Origin of the sequence: Streptomyces sp. NPDC014894, from assembly GCF_043080985.1 — a bacterium.
Taxonomy (GTDB): Bacteria; Actinomycetota; Actinomycetes; order Streptomycetales; family Streptomycetaceae; genus Streptomyces.
The window spans coordinates 698,099-714,490 of sequence record NZ_JBIBWD010000003.1; the positions used below are offsets into that span (position 1 = coordinate 698,099).

General features: G+C 74.7%; 1 protein-coding gene and 1 pseudogene. Both read left to right on the forward strand.

Annotation, left to right across the window (positions count from 1 at the left end):
* Positions 1-118: 118 nt before the first annotated feature.
* A complete protein-coding gene (locus tag ACF089_RS10940) occupies positions 119-14,356 on the forward strand; it encodes a type I polyketide synthase (RefSeq protein WP_392024725.1) in 14,238 nt (4,745 codons plus the stop codon).
* A gap of 96 nt (positions 14,357-14,452) precedes the next feature.
* Positions 14,453-16,392, forward strand: a pseudogene (locus tag ACF089_RS10945) (type I polyketide synthase); the annotation flags it as partial.

Genomic DNA, 16,392 nt, shown 5'->3' on the forward strand with positions numbered 1-16,392 from the left:
TATTCGTTTGAGGTCGATTACTGAGGAACAGGAGAGAACGCCCTGCCTAAGATCGGCCCGCGAGTTGCACCCCATGCGCAGAGTCCTGGCAATTCGGCCGGAAAGGCAGTCGAGCGAGATGACGAATCAGCACGAGTCGGAGACCAGCACGCGGCACGCCGGCGAGGAGGGGACGATCGCGGTCGTCGGGCTCTCCTGCCGTCTGCCGGGAGCCGACGGCCCCGAGGCGTTCTGGAATCTGCTGAGCACCGGCGCCGACGCCGTCACCCCGGTCCCGGAGGGCCGCTGGCGGTCCGCGACGGGCGAGCCCGCTCCCGAGGGCACCGAGCCCGGGATGCGGCGGGGCGGCTTCCTCGACCGGGTCGACGCCTTCGACGCCGCGTTCTTCGGCATCGCTCCCCGCGAGGCCGTCACCATGGACCCGCAGCAGCGGCTCGTGCTCGAACTCGCCTGGGAGGCCCTGGAGCACGCCGGGATCGTCCCCGCCGGACTGCGCGGCAGCCGCACCGCCGTCTTCGTCGGCACCCTGCGCGACGACTACGCCGCCCTCCTCTACCAGCACGGCGCCGGCGCGATCACCCAGCACACCATGGCCGGCGTCAACCGGGGCGTCATCGCCAACCGGGTCTCCTACCACTTCGGACTCCACGGCCCCAGCCTCACCGTGGACTCGGCCCAGTCGTCCTCGCTCGTCGCCGTCCATCTCGCCTGCGAGTCGCTGCGCTCCGGGGAGGCGGAGGCGGCCATCGTCGCGGGCGTCAATCTGAACATCCTCGCCGAGGGCGCGGTGACCGAGGAGCGCTTCGGCGGTCTCTCCCCGGACGGCACCACCTACACCTTCGACGCCCGCGCCAACGGCTTCGTCCGCGGAGAGGGCGGCGCCGCCGTCGTCCTCAAACCGCTCTCCCGGGCCCGCGCCGACGGCGACACCGTCCTCGCCGTCATCCGCGGCAGCGCCGTGAACAACGACGGATCGACCCCCGGCCTCACCGTCCCCGCGCGGAGCGCGCAGGAGCAGGTGATCCGGGAGGCGTACGAGAAGGCGGGCGTCGCTCCCGCGCAGGTGCAGTACGTCGAGCTGCACGGCACCGGTACACCGGTCGGGGACCCGATCGAGGCCGCCGCGCTCGGCGCGGTGCTCGGCGCGGACCGCCCCGGCGGGCAGCCCCTGCGGGTGGGCTCGGTGAAGACCAACATCGGTCACCTGGAGGGCGCGGCGGGCATCGCGGGCCTGGTCAAGACCGTACTGGCACTGAACCACCGGACCCTTCCGCCGAGCCTCAACTTCGAGACCGCGAACCCGGCCGTCCCGCTCGCCGAGCTGGGCCTCGACGTGCAGCGCGGTACGACCGGCTGGCCCGCGCCCGGCCGGCCGCTGGTGGCGGGGGTGTCCTCGTTCGGCATGGGCGGCACCAACGCCCACATCGTGCTGGCGGAGAACCCGCTCCCGGCCCCGGCCCAGGAGCCCGCGTCCGCTCCCGCCGTCGCCCAGGAGCCCGCTCCCGAGCCCGCCGCCGCGCGACAGCCCGCCGCCGCCCCGGCCCAGGAGCCCGCGCCCGCCCCGGCCGCCGAGCCCGACCCCGTAACCGCCCGAGAGCCCGACCCGGCCCCCGGTCGCACCGCGCTCCTGCCCTGGGTGGTCTCCGCCCGGGGCCCGGAGGCCCTCCGCGACCAGGCGGCCCGGCTGCGCGACGCCCTCGGCGGCGACCCGGCCCCCCGCCCCGCCGACGTGGGCCGCTCCCTCGCCGCCACCCGGACCGTCTTCGAGCACCGCGCCGTCGTCCTCGCCGCCGGCCGGGACGGCATGCTCGACGGCCTCGCCGCGCTGAGCGCGGGCGACCCCTCGGGCCAGGTCGTCACCGGCGACGCCCGCCCCGGCCGTACCGCCTGGGTGTTCTCCGGCCAGGGCGCCCAGCGGATCGGCATGGGCCGCGAACTGTGCGCCGAGTTCCCCGTCTACGCGGCCGCCTTCGACGAGGTGTGCGCGGCCTTCGCCCCGCTGCTCCCCCGTCCGCTCGCCGAGGTCGTCGACACCGGCGAGGGCGTCGACGACACCGCCTTCGCCCAGCCCGCGCTCTTCGCCGTCGAGGTCGCGCTGTACCGGCTGATGGCCTCCTGGGGCGTCAAGGCCGACCTCGTCGTCGGCCACTCGATCGGCGAGATAGCCGCCGCGCACTGCGCGGACGTGCTGAGCCTGCCCGACGCCGCGCGGCTGGTCGCCGCCCGGGGCCGGCTGATGCGGGCGCTGCCGCCCGGCGGGGCCATGGTCGCCGTCGAGGCCGCCGAGGCCGAGGTGCTGCCGCTGCTGGAAGGCCATACGGACCATGTCGCCGTCGCCGCCGTCAACGGGCCCCTCTCGCTGGTGCTCTCCGGCGACGAGGAACGCGCCATGATGATCGCCGAACAGATCGCCGCCATGGGCCGCCGCATCCGCCGGCTGGCCATTCCGATGGCCTCCCACTCCCCGCTCATCGTCCCCATGCTGGAGGAGTTCGGCCGCGTCGCCGCCGAACTGGAGTACCACGAGCCGAAGATCGCCGCCGTCTCCACGGTCACCGGCGAGCTGGTCGTCCCCGGCCAGTGGACCGACCCCGAGTACTGGGTCGAGGAGGTGCGCCGCCCGGTCCGCTTCCTGGAGGCCGTCCGCACCATGGAGGCCGAGGGCGTCAGGACCTTCGTGGAGCTGGGCCCCGACACCGTCTGCGCGACCATGGCCGCCGCCAGCGTCCGCGACCCCGACGCCGTGAAGTCGCTCGCCCTGCTGCGCGCGAAACGGCCCGAGCGCGACACCCTGCTCGCCGCGCTCGCCGCCGCGTTCGTCCGCGGCACGGACGTCGACTGGGCGGCCGTGCACGCCGCCGACGGGGGCGGCCCGCGCGTCCCCCTGCCCACCTACGCCTTCCAGCGGGAGCGCTACTGGATCGGCGGCACGGCCCGCGCCGCCGCGCTGCCCGAGGACGGCGACGGCGCGCACTCCGCGCCCGCCGCCCCGGCCGCCGGGCCCGTACGCCGGATCAGGGCGGGGGCCGACGCCACGGCCGTCGTGCTCGACCGGGTCGCGGCCGTGCTCGCCTACCCCGAGGGCCGCCGGGTCGAGACGCACGCCACGTTCAAGGACCTGGGCCTCGATTCGCTGATGTCCGTCGAACTCCGCGACGCGCTCGCCGCCGCCACCGGACTCCGGCTCCCGGGCAGCCTGCTGTTCGACCACCCGACGCCCGGCGCCCTGATCGCCCGGCTCGACACCCTGCTCGCCGGCGCGGACGGCGCCGATCACCCCGCCGGCGCCGACCTTGACGCCGACGCCGACTACCCCGACGGCCCGGGCCGCCCCGTCGCCGCGGACGAGCCGATCGCGATCGTGGGCATGGCCTGCCGCTATCCGGGCGGGGTCGGCTCGCCGGAGGACCTGTGGCGGATCGTGGCGGAGGGCGGGGACGTCATCTCCGGCTTCCCCGACGACCGGGGCTGGGACACCGGCCTTCTCGACGGCGACAGCGGCGCCGAGGAGGGCCGCAGCGCGGTGCGGGAGGGCGGATTCCTGCACGACGCCGCCCTGTTCGACAACGAATTCTTCGGCATCTCGCCCCGCGAGGCCCTCGCCATGGATCCGCAGCAGCGGCTGCTGCTGGAGACCGCCTGGGAAGCGGTCGAACGCGCCGGTCTGGACGCGGCCGGCCTCAAGGGCACGCGTACCGGCGTCTTCGTCGGGGCCACCGCCCTGGAGTACGGGCCCCGGATGCACGAGGCGTCCGACGCCGTCGAGGGCCATGTGCTCACCGGCACCACCCCGAGCGTGCTGTCCGGCCGTATCGCCTACCACCTCGGCCTGATCGGCCCGGCGGTCACCGTGGACACCGCCTGCTCCTCCTCGCTCGTCGCCCTCCACCTGGCCCTGCGCTCCCTGCGCTCCGGCGAGACCAATCTCGCCCTGGCCGGCGGCGCGACCATCATGTCCTCGCCCGGGATGTTCGTCGAGTTCTCGCGGCAGCGGGGGCTGGCTCCGGACGGTCGTATCAAGTCGTTCGCGGGGGGTGCGGACGGTACGTCGTGGTCGGAGGGTGTGGGGTTGTTGCTGGTGGAGCGGTTGTCGGACGCGCGTCGGCTGGGGCATCGGGTGTTGGGGGTGGTGCGGGGCTCGGCGGTGAATCAGGACGGTGCGAGCAATGGTCTGACGGCGCCGAACGGACCCTCGCAGGAGCGGGTGATCCGTCGTGCGCTGGCGGACGCGGGGGTGCGGCCCTCCGACGTGGACGTGGTGGAGGCGCACGGTACGGGGACGCGGCTGGGCGACCCGATCGAGGCGCAGGCGGTGCTGGCGACGTACGGCCAGGATCGTGAGGTGCCGGTGTATCTGGGGTCGTTGAAGTCGAATATCGGGCATGCGCAGGCGGCTGCGGGTGTCGGTGGTGTGATCAAGATGGTGGAGGCGATGCGGCACGGTCGGCTGCCGAGGACGTTGCATGTGGATGAGCCGTCGCCGATGGTGGACTGGTCGAGCGGTGCGGTGGAGCTGCTGACGGAGGAACGGGAGTGGCCCCGGTCCGCCGACCGGCCGCGCCGGGCCGGCGTCTCCTCCTTCGGCATCAGCGGCACCAACGCGCATGTGGTTCTCGAAGAACCCGAGCCTGTCGCGGTACCCGGGGCCGAGCCCGGGGCCGGGACCGAGCCTGTCGCGGAGCCCGAGCCCGAGCCCGGATCGGCCCCCGCCCCCTGGCTGCTCAGCGCCCACAGCCCCGAGGCCCTCACCGCCCAGGCCCAACGCCTGCGCGCCTTCGTGACCTCCGGCGACGCCCGCCCCGCCGACATCGGCTGGTCCCTCGCCGCCACCCGGACCGCCCTGCCCGCACGGGCCGTCCTCACCGGCTCCACCCCGGACGGGCTGCTCGCCGCCCTGGACGCGCTCGCCGCCGGAGAGCCCGCGCCCGCCGTCCTCACCGGCACCGCCGCCGGAGCGGGCCGTACCGCCTTCCTCTTCACCGGCCAGGGCGCCCAGCGCGCGGGCATGGGCCGGGAGCTGTACGCGGCCTCCCCGGTGTACGCCGCCGCCTTCGACGAGATCTGCGCCGCCTTCGAGCCGCACCTCGAAGAGTCCCTGCGCGAGGTGGTGTTCGCCGCCGAGGACACCCCCGCGGGCGCGCTGCTCCAGCGGACCGACTACACCCAGCCCGCGCTGTTCGCGGTGGAGACCGCCCTCTTCCGGCTCGCCGAACACCACGGCATGACGCCCGATCTGCTGGCCGGCCACTCGATCGGGGAGATCGCCGCCGCCCACGCGGCCGGTGTGCTGACGCTGCCCGACGCCGCCCGGCTGGTCGCCGCGCGCGGACGGCTGATGCGGTCCGCGCGGGCCGGCGGCGCGATGGCCGCGATCGAGGCGGAGGAGTTCGAACTCCTGCCCGACCTGGCGGAGTTCCACGGGCGGCTCGACCTCGCCGCCGTCAACGGGCCCGCCGCCTCCGTCGTCTCCGGCGACGAGGACGCCGTCGAGGAGCTGGCGGAGCGCTGGCGGTCGCGGGGCCGCAGGACCCGCGGGCTCCGGGTCAGCCACGCCTTCCACTCGCCGCACATGGACGAGGTGCTGGACGAGTTCCGGGCGGTCGCCGAGAGCCTCGACCCGCGCGCGCCGGACATCCCCGTCGTCTCGACCGTCACCGGCGAACTCGCCACGGACGAGCAGCTCGCCTCGCCCGCCTACTGGGCGGACCAGATCCGCAGGCCGGTCCGTTTCCTCGACGCGCTCCGCGAACTCGCCCGCCAGGGCGCGACCGTCCTGGTCGAGACCGGACCCGACGCGGTCCTGACGCCCCTCGCCCAGTCGGCGCTCGGCGACGCCGTCACCGCCGTACCGCTGCTGCGGGCGGGCCGTCCCGAGCCGGAGACCCTGACCGCCGGGCTCACCCTCGCCTGGGCGCACGGCGCTCCCCTGGACGGCACGGCCCTCCACCCCGGCGGACGGCGCGTCGAACTGCCGACGTACGCCTTCCGGCGCGCGCACTACTGGCTCGCGCCGGCCGGCCCCGCCGACGCGCGCGGCCTCGGTCTCGACCCGGCCGGGCACCCGCTGCTCCGGACCGCGCTCGATGTGGCCGGGCGGGACGACGTCCTGCTCACCGGCAGGCTCTCCACCGACAGCCACCCCTGGCTCGCCGACCACGCCGTCGGCGGCGCCGTCCTCGTACCCGCCACCGCCTTCCTCGAACTGGCCTTCGCCGCGGCCGACCGCGCCGGAGCCGGCCGGATCGAGGAGCTGACCGTCGAAGCCCCGCTGGTGCTCGCCGAGCGCGCCGCCGTGCGCGTCCAGGTCGCCGTGGGCGCGCCCGAACCGGACGGCGGACGCGCCTTCACCGTCCACGTCCGGCCCGACGCCGGCGCGGACGATCCCGAGCCGTGGACCCTGCACGCCTCCGGAGTGCTCGGCGGCACGGCCGCGGGCGAGGGACCCTCCGTACCCCGGCAGTGGCCGCCCGCCGGCGCGAAGCCCGAGCCGCTGGACGGCGTCTACGACCGGCTGGCGGACCTCGGCTACGCGTACGGGCCGGCGTTCCAGTGCCTGGACGCGCTGTGGCGCTCCGGCGACGAGCTGTACGCCGAGGTGTCCCTGCCCGTGGAGCAGCACGCGGCGGCGGAGCGCTTCGGACTGCACCCCGCGCTGTTCGACGCGCTGCTGCACCCGCTGGTGCTGCACGCCGCCGAGGCCGGGACGCCGGGCGAGGGCGTCCGGCTGCCGTTCGCCTGGACCGGCGCGGCGCTGCGGGCCGCCGGGGCCACCGCGCTCCGCGTCCGTATCGCCCCGACCGGCCCCGACGCCTACACGCTGGCCGCCGTCGACCCCGCCGGGCAGCCCGTGATCTCCCTGGAGGGGCTGACCCTGCGGCCCGTCGCCGCCGAGCGGCTCGCCTCCGTCGCCGTCCGCCGCCCCGACCTGTACGAGGTCGAGTGGACGGCGGTCGAGGCGGCCGGGGACACGGGCCCGGGCGGGACCGGGACGCCGGTACTCCGCGTCGTCACGCCGACGGCCTCGGGGCTCCCGGAGGAGCTGCCGCGCGCCGATGTCCTCCTGGTCCACGCCGAGACGCTCGCCGGACCGGTCGGCGAGGACGGCCCTGACATTTCGGACGCCCCCGACGGCTCGGACAGCTCGGACGGCGGCCCGGTCGGCGATCTGCCCGGCGTCGCCCGCCGGACGGCCGCGGCCTTCCTGGAGCTGCTCCAGCGCTTCGTCGCCGACCCCGCGCTCGACGACGCGAAACTCCTCGTCGTGACCCGGGGCGCGGTCGCCGCCGTACCGGGCGAGGACGTGCGATCCCTGGCGTCCGCGCCCGTATGGGGTCTGGCCCGCACGGCGCAGTCCGAGTACCCGAACCGGATCGTGCTGCTCGACACCGATACCGACACCGACACCGACATCCACATCGATACCGACACGGACGCGGAGTCAGGCGCCGACGACCTGCGGTTGTCCGCCGTGCTGGCTTCCGGTGAGCCGCAGTTGGCGGTTCGTGGTGGTGGGCTTCTGGTGCCTCGGTTGGTGCGGGCGGCGGTTGTGGGGGGTTCTGGGTCGTCGGTGTCGTCGGTGTCGTCGGGGTCGTCGGGGTCGTCGGTCTTTGGTGGGGGTGGGGTGTTGGTGACGGGTGGTACGGGTGGTCTGGGTGCTTTGGTGGCGCGGCATTTGGTGGTGGTGCATGGGGTGCGGGATTTGGTGTTGGTGAGTCGTCGTGGTGTGGGGGCTCCGGGTGCGGAGGGTTTGGCGGCGGAGTTGTCGGGGTTGGGGGCTCGGGTGGTGGTGGAGGCGTGTGATGTGGGTGATCGGGGTGCTTTGGCGGAGTTGTTGGCTCGTGTCGGTGGTGGTTTGTCGGGTGTGGTGCATACGGCGGGGGTGTTGGACGATGCGACGGTCGGTGGGTTGTCGGGTGAGCGGGTGGGTGCGGTGCTGCGGCCGAAGGCGGACGCGGCGTGGTATCTGCATGAGTTGACGGCTGGTCTGGGGTTGTCGACGTTCGTGTTGTATTCGTCGGTGGCGGGGTTGTTGGGTACGGCGGGTCAGGCGAACTACGCGGCCGGCAACGCGTTTCTGGACGCTCTGGCCGGTTACCGGCGGGCGCGGGGGCTGCCCGCGCTCTCCCTCGCCTGGGGCCTCTGGGACAGCGCCCACGGCATGGGCGGCGCCCTCGGCGAGTCCGAGCTGAACCGATGGAGCCGGGCCGGACTCCGCCCGCTCCGCCCCGAACAGGGCCTCGCGCTCTTCGACGCCGCCCTCACCGGCGACAGCGCCCTCCGCGTCCCCGCCGTGATCGATCTCCCCGCGCTGCGCTCGGCCGGGGAAGAGCCCCCCGCCCTGCTGCGCTCCCTGGTGCGGAGCCGGGTCCGCCGGGCCGCCGCCGGTGCGCCGGCCCGGGGCGCGGACGGCGACTGGTCCGCCCGGATGGCGGCCCTCCCCGCCGAACAGCGCGAGGAGACCGTACTCGACCTGGTGCGGAGCACGGTCGCCGGAGTCCTCGGCCACACCGACCCGGCCCGGCTGGACCCCGGGCGCGCCTTCAAGGAGATGGGCTTCGACTCGCTCGCCGGGCTGGAGCTGCGCAACCGGCTGAACTCGGCCACCGGAACCCGGCTGCCCGCCACCGTCGTCTTCGATCACCCCTCACCGCGGGCCGTCGCGGACTTCCTGCTGTCCCGGCTGACCGGCGTCGCCGCCAAGGCCGCCGGGAGCGGCCGGGCCGCGGCCGTCGCCGCGGACGATCCGATCGCGATCGTGGGCATGGCCTGCCGTTATCCGGGCGGGGTCGGCTCGCCGGAGGAGCTGTGGCGGCTGGTCGCCGAGGGCACGGACGCGGTGACTCCGTTCCCGGACAATCGCGGCTGGGACCTGGACGCCCTGCACCACCCGGACCCCGACCACATCGGCACCTCCTACGTGCGCCACGGCGGCTTCCTGCACGACGCCGACCGCTTCGACAACGGCTTCTTCGGCATCTCGCCGCGCGAGGCCACCGCGATGGACCCGCAGCACCGGCTGCTGCTGGAGACGGCGTGGGAGACCTTCGAGAGCGCCGGACTCGACCCCGCCGCCCTGCGCGGCTCCGGCACCGGCGTCTTCGTCGGCGCGATGTACGACGACTACGTGTCGCGGCTCGCCGCGAGCCCCCAGGAGTACGAGGGCTTCCTGCTCGCCGGGAACCTCTCCAGCGTCGTGTCCGGCCGGCTGTCGTACACGTACGGACTGGAGGGCCCGGCGGTCACCGTGGACACCGCCTGCTCCTCCTCCCTGGTCGCCCTCCACCTGGCGGCGAACGCCCTGCGCAACGGCGAGTGCGATCTCGCCCTCGCCGGCGGCGTCACCGTCATGGCGGGCCCCAACGTCTTCGTCGAGTTCTCGCGGCAGCGGGGGCTGGCTCCGGACGGTCGTATCAAGTCGTTCGCGGGCGGTGCGGACGGTACGTCGTGGTCGGAGGGTGTGGGGTTGTTGCTGGTGGAGCGGTTGTCGGACGCTCGTCGGCTGGGGCATCGGGTGTTGGGGGTGGTGCGGGGGAGTGCGGTGAATCAGGACGGTGCGAGCAATGGTCTGACGGCTCCGAACGGTCCGTCGCAGGAGCGGGTGATCCGTCGTGCGCTGGCGGACGCGGGTCTGCGGGCGTCCGACGTGGACGTGGTGGAGGCGCACGGCACGGGGACCCGGCTGGGCGACCCGATCGAGGCCCAGGCGGTGCTGGCGACCTACGGCCAGGACCGTGAGGAGCCCGTCTTCCTCGGTTCGCTGAAGTCGAATATCGGGCATGCGCAGGCGGCTGCCGGTGTCGGTGGTGTGATCAAGATGGTGGAGGCGATGCGGCACGGTCGGCTGCCGAGGACGCTGCATGTGGATGAGCCGTCGCCGATGGTGGACTGGTCGAGCGGTGCGGTGGAGCTGCTGACGGAGGAGCGGGAGTGGCCCCGGTCCTCGGACCGGCCGCGCCGGGCGGGCGTCTCCTCCTTCGGCATCAGCGGCACCAACGCGCATGTGGTTCTCGAAGAACCCGAGCCGGAGCCCGAGCAGCCCCGGTCGCAGCCGGAACCCCGGTCCGGGCCCGAGCCTGTCGCGGTACCCGGGGCCGAGCCTGTCGCGGAGCCCGAGCCCGAGCCCGGTTCTGCCCCCGCCCCCTGGCTGCTCAGCGCCCACAGCGAGCAAGCCCTCGCCGCCCAGGCCCAGCGGCTCCACGCCCACCTCACGGCCCGCCCCGACACCCCCCTCGCGGACATCGGCCTCGCCCTGGCCGTCCACCGCACCCTGCACGACCGGCGGGCCGTCGTCGTGGCCGCCGACCGGACGGAACTGCTCGACGGACTCGCCGTCCTCGCCCGGGGCGAGACCGGGAACACCGCGCGGCGCGCCCCCGGCGGACAGCCCGGCAAGACCGCCTTCCTCCTCACCGGCCAGGGCTCCCAGCGCCTGGGCATGGGCCGGGAGCTGTACGCGGCCTCCCCGGTGTTCGCCGCCGCGCTCGACGAGGTCTGCGTCCACCTCGACCGGGAACTGGTCCGGCCGCTGAAGTCCGTGCTGTTCGCCCCCGAGGGCTCCGCCGACTCCGCGCTGCTCGATCAGACCGCCTACACCCAGGCCGCGCTGTTCGCCCTGGAGACCGCCCTCTTCCGGCTCATCGAACACCACGGCCTCGCCCCCGACTATCTGCTCGGCCACTCCGTCGGCGAGGTCACGGCCGCCCATCTCGCCGGAGTGCTGGAGCTGCCGCAGGCCGCCGTCCTCATCGCCGCCCGCGGCCGCCTCATGCAGGCCGCCCGCGAGGGCGGGGCCATGGCCGCCGTCGAGGCCGCCGAGGACGAGGTGCGCACCGCCCTCGAACCCTACGGCGGCCGGCTGACGGTCGCCGCGGTCAACTCGCCCGGATCCACCGTCCTGTCCGGCGACGCCGACGCCGTCGACGAGCTGACCGGCCGCTTCGAACAGCTCGGCCGACGCGTCCGGCGTCTGCCGGTCAGCCACGCCTTCCACTCGCCGCACATGGACGAGGTGCTGGAGGAGTTCCGCGCCGTCGCCGCCGACCTCGACTACCGTGCCCCGCGCATCCCCGTCGTCTCCAACGTCACCGGCGAACTCGCGACGCCCGAGGAACTGTCCTCGCCCGACTACTGGGCGCGGCACATCCGCCAGTCCGTCCGCTTCCTCGACGGCGTCCGTCTGCTGGAGGAGCGCGGCGTCACCGAATGGCTGGAGCTGGGCCCGGACGGGGCGCTGACCGCCCTGGTGCAGCAGTCGCTGACCGCGGAGCCCGGCACGGTCGCCGCCGTGCTGCGCCGGGGCCGGCCCGAGAGCCGGACCTTCACCACCGCCCTCGGCCTGCTCGCCGCGCGCGGGGCCCGGCCGCGCTGGGACGCCTTCTTCCCCGGCGCCCGGCCCGCCGCCCTGCCCTCGTACGCCTTCCAGCGGCAGCGCTACTGGCTGGACGCCCCCACCACGGCCGGTGACGCGGCCGGATTCGGGCTGACCGCCGCGGACCATCCGCTGCTCGGGGCCGGCACCGCGCTCGCCGACCGCGACGAGCATGTGTTCACCGGACGCGTCTCCCGCCACACCCACCCCTGGCTGGCGGACCACGCCGTCGGCGGCGCGGTGCTGGTGCCGGGCACCGGACTGCTGGAGATCGCCCTGGCCGCGGGCGAGCGCACCGGCGTCCCCGAGGTCGGCGAACTGACCCTGGCCGCCCCGCTGCCCCTGCCCGACCGGGGCGGCGTCCGCCTCCAGGTGACCGTCGGAGCGCCGGACGGGACCGGAGCCCGCCCGGTGCGCGTCCACTCCCGCCCCGGCGCGGGCCTCGAAGAGGACGAGTGGACCCTCCACGCGCAAGGAACCCTCCATCCGCAGGGCGCCCTCCACGCACAGGACGCCCCGCGCCCCGCCGGCCCCCCGCCCGGCGACGGCTCCCTCACCGCCTGGCCGCCGCCCGGCGCGACACAGACCGATCTGACCGGCGTCTACGAGCACCTCGACGGCCTCGGCTACGCCTACGGGCCCGCCTTCCGCAATCTGCGCGGCCTCTGGACGGCCGGCGACGAGCTGTACGCGGAGGTCGCGCTCGACGCCGAGCAGCGCGCCCGGGCCGGGCACTACGCCCTGCACCCCGCCCTCCTCGACGCCGCGCTGCACACCCTGCTGCCCGGGGTCGCCCGGGACTCCGGCCCGTCCCTGCTGCCCTTCAGCTGGTCGGGCGTCCGGCTCGCCGCCGCCGGGGCCACGGCGCTGCGCGTACGGCTCGTCCGCTCCGGCGGCGACGCCGAATCCCCGACGGTCGCCCTGACCGTCGCCGACGAGACCGGGGCGCCGCTCGCCGAGATCGCGGAACTGACCCTGCGCCCGCTGTCCGCCGACGCCCTCCCCGCCGCCGCGACCCGGGCCGACGGGCTGCTGCGGGTCGACTGGACGCCGCTGCCCGCCACGGCGACGGCGGACGACGCCGCGGCCGCCGACGGCTGGGCGCTGCTCGGCGAGCCCGCCCCGGACGCCCCGTCGCCGGTCCCGGCCGGAGCCGCCGCGTACGCCGACGCCGACGCCCTGCTCCGCGCGCTCGACGAGGGCGCGCCCGCGCCGTCCGTCCTGGTCGTCCCGTACACCGGTACGCGGGACAGCGGCCGGAGCGTGCCCGAGGAGGTGCACACCGCACTGTGCGCGGCCCTGGCGGACGTCCAGACCTGGCTGTCCGACGACCGGCTGAGCGCCACCCTGTTCGTCGCCGTCACCAGCCGCGCGGTCGCCGCCGGACCGGACGAGGACGTGACCGATCTCGTCCGTGCCCCGCTGTGGGGGCTGCTGCGCTCGGCGCAGTCCGAACACCCGGGCCGGCTGCGGCTGGTCGACGCCGACGACCTCGCACACGCCGCCGCCGTACTGCCCCGCGCGCTGGCTTCCGGTGAGCCGCAGTTGGCGGTTCGTGGTGGTGGGCTTCTGGTGCCTCGGTTGGTGCGGGCGGCTGTTGTGGGGGGTTCTGGGTCGTCGGGGTCGTCGGTGTCGTCGGTGTCGTCGGTCTTTGGTGGGGGTGGGGTGTTGGTGACGGGTGGTACGGGTGGTCTGGGTGCTTTGGTGGCGCGGCATTTGGTGGTGGTGCATGGGGTGCGGGATTTGGTGTTGGTGAGTCGTCGTGGTGTGGGGGCTCCGGGTGCGGAGGGTTTGGCGGCGGAGTTGTCGGGGTTGGGGGCTCGGGTGGTGGTGGAGGCGTGTGATGTGGGTGATCGGGGTGCTTTGGCGGAGTTGTTGGGCCGTGTTGGTGGTGGTTTGTCGGGTGTGGTGCATACGGCGGGTGTGTTGGACGATGCGACGGTCGGTGGGTTGTCGGGTGAGCGGGTGGGTGCGGTGCTGCGGCCGAAGGCGGACGCGGCGTGGTATCTGCATGAGCTGACCGCTGGTCTGGGGTTGTCGGCGTTCGTGTTGTATTCGTCGGTGGCGGGGTTGTTGGGTACGGCGGGTCAGGCGAACTACGCGGCCGGCAACGCGTTCCTGGACGCTCTGGCCGGTTACCGGCGGGCGCGGGGGCTGCCCGCGCTCTCCCTCGCCTGGGGCCTCTGGGAGCAGGCCGGCACCATCTCCGGACATCTCACCGACGCCGATCTGCGCCGGCTCGCCCGGTCCGGACTGCTGCCCCTGGCCACCGACGACGCCCTCGCCCTCCTGGACGCCGCGCCCTCGGCCGGGGAGAGCGTCCTCGCCGTCACCCGGCTGGACGCCCGCGCCCTGCGGGACGCCGACCCCGAACAGATCCCGGCCGTCCTGCGCGGACTGGTCCGCACCTCCCCCCGGAGGGCCCGCACGACCACCGGCCAGGCCCCGGACCGGGGCCCCGGGCTCGCCGAACGGCTCGCACCGCTGTCCGCCGCCGAACGGGACCGCCTCCTCACCGACCTGGTGCGCGCCAGGGCCGCCGAGGTGCTCGGCCACGCCGACCACACGGCGGTCGAGGCCGACCGCCCGGTCCAGGAACTCGGCTTCGACTCGCTGACCGCCGTGGAACTGCGCAACCGCCTCAACGCCGAGACCGCGCTGACCCTGCCCACCACCCTCGTCTTCGACCATCCGACGCCGAGGGCCCTGGCCGCGTATCTCGCCGAACGGCTCGACGTCGGCGCCGCCGCGCCCGACGAGCCCCTGCTCGCCGAGCTGTCCCGGCTGCGGACCGTCATCGAGTCGGCCGCGGCGGACGCGGAGGCCCGGGGCCGGATCACCGCGCGGCTGCGGGAGCTGCTCGCCGCGGCCGACACGGCGGCCGCCGCCGCCGAGACCGCTCACGGCCCTTCCGGCGACGACTCCGGCGCCGATCTCGACTCGGCCACCGACGAGGAACTCTTCGCCCTCGTGGACGAACTGGACTGACCCGGCACACCCGTCAGGACCAGCAGCATCAGACAGGCCCAGCCCCACCGGACATCCGGTAAGCCGCCGCACCAGACCGGGAGTTGAAGGACCATGGCGAGCGAGGACAAGCTCCGCGACTATCTCAAGAAGGCCGTCGCCGACGCTCGGGAAGCACGCAGGCAGCTGCGCGAGCTGGAGGAGAGGTGCCACGAGCCGATCGCGATCGTGGGCATGGCCTGCCGTTATCCGGGCGGTGTCGGCTCGCCGGAGGAGCTGTGGCGGCTGGTCGCCGAGGGCACGGACGCGGTGACCGCCTTCCCGGACAATCGCGGCTGGGACCTGGACGGCCTCTACGACCCGGACCCCGACCGGACCGGCGCCTCCTATGTGCGCCACGGCGGCTTCCTGCACGACGCCGACCGGTTCGACAACGGCTTCTTCGGCGTCTCGGCCCGCGAGGCCGCCGCCGTGGACCCGCAGCAGCGGCTGCTGCTGGAGACGGCGTGGGAGGCGCTGGAGGACGCCGGCATCGACCCCGCCGGCCTGCGCGGCTCCGGTACGGGCGTCTTCACCGGGCTCATGTACAGCGACTACGGCTCCCGCCCCCATCTGCCGCCGGAGGACGCCGAGGGCTATCTGTTCAGCGGCAGCGCGGGAAGCATCGCGGCCGGCCGGCTCTCGTACACCTACGGCTTCGAGGGCCCGTCGGTCAGCGTGGACACCGCCTGCTCGTCCTCCCTGGTCGCCCTGCATCTGGCGGTGAACGCCCTGCGCAACGGCGAGTGCGATCTCGCCCTCGCCGGCGGTGCCACGGTGATGTCCACACCGGTGGCCTTCGTCGAGTTCTCCCGGCTGCGGGGGCTGGCTCCGGACGGTCGTATCAAGTCGTTCGCGGGGGGTGCGGACGGTACGTCGTGGTCGGAGGGTGTGGGGTTGTTGCTGGTGGAGCGGTTGTCGGACGCGCGTCGGCTGGGGCATCGGGTGTTGGGGGTGGTGCGGGGGAGTGCGGTGAATCAGGACGGTGCGAGCAATGGTCTGACGGCTCCGAACGGTCCGTCGCAGGAGCGGGTGATCCGTCGTGCGCTGGCGGACGCGGGTCTGCGGGCGTCGGATGTGGATGTGGTGGAGGCGCACGGTACGGGGACCCGGTTGGGGGATCCGATCGAGGCGCAGGCGGTGCTGGCGACGTACGGCCAGGATCGTGAGGTGCCGGTGTATCTGGGGTCGTTGAAGTCGAATATCGGGCATGCGCAGGCGGCTGCCGGTGTCGGTGGTGTGATCAAGATGGTCGAGGCGATGCGGCACGGTCGGTTGCCGAGGACGCTGCATGTGGATGAGCCGTCGCCGATGGTGGACTGGTCGAGCGGTGCGGTGGAGCTGCTGACGGAGGAGCGGGAGTGGCCCCGGTCCGCCGACCGGCCGCGCCGGGCCGGCGTCTCCTCCTTCGGCTTCGGCGGCACCAACGCCCACGTGATCCTGGAGGAACCGCCGGCCGCCGACCTCGCAGACCCCGCCGGCCTCGGAGCCCCTGGGGACGCATCGCCGCCCGTCACCCTCCCGGCGCTGCCCTGGCTGCTGAGCGGCCGCACCCCCCGGGCGCTCGCGGACCAGGCCGCACGGCTGCGGGCCCATGTCGAGCGACACCCCGCCCTCGATCCCCTGGACGTGGCGTACACCCTCGCCACCGGCCGGGCCGCCCTCGCCCACCGCGCGGTGGCCGTCGGAGCCGGTCGTACGGAACTGCTCGGCGGACTGGACGACCTCGATCCGCGTACGCGTGCCGATGGCGCGGTGGGGTTCGTGTTCTCGGGTCAGGGTGCTCAGCGGGTGGGGATGGGGCGGGAGCTGGCGGCGGCGTTTCCGGTGTTCGGGTCGGTGTTGGACGAGGTGTGCGGGGTCTTGGACGGGTTGTTGGGCGGTTCGCTGCGGGAGGTGATGTTCTCGGAGGAGGCCGGTTCCGGGTTGTTGGATCGGACGGGGTGGGCGCAGCCGGCGTTGTTCGCGTTCGAGGTGGCGTTGTTTCGGTTGGTGGAGTCGTGGGGTGTGGTGCCTGG

Coding starts and splice junctions, on each gene's coding strand:
- ACF089_RS10940 (WP_392024725.1), top strand. CDS start 119: ATGACGAATCAGCACGAGTCGGAGACCAGCACGCGGCACGCCGGCGAG.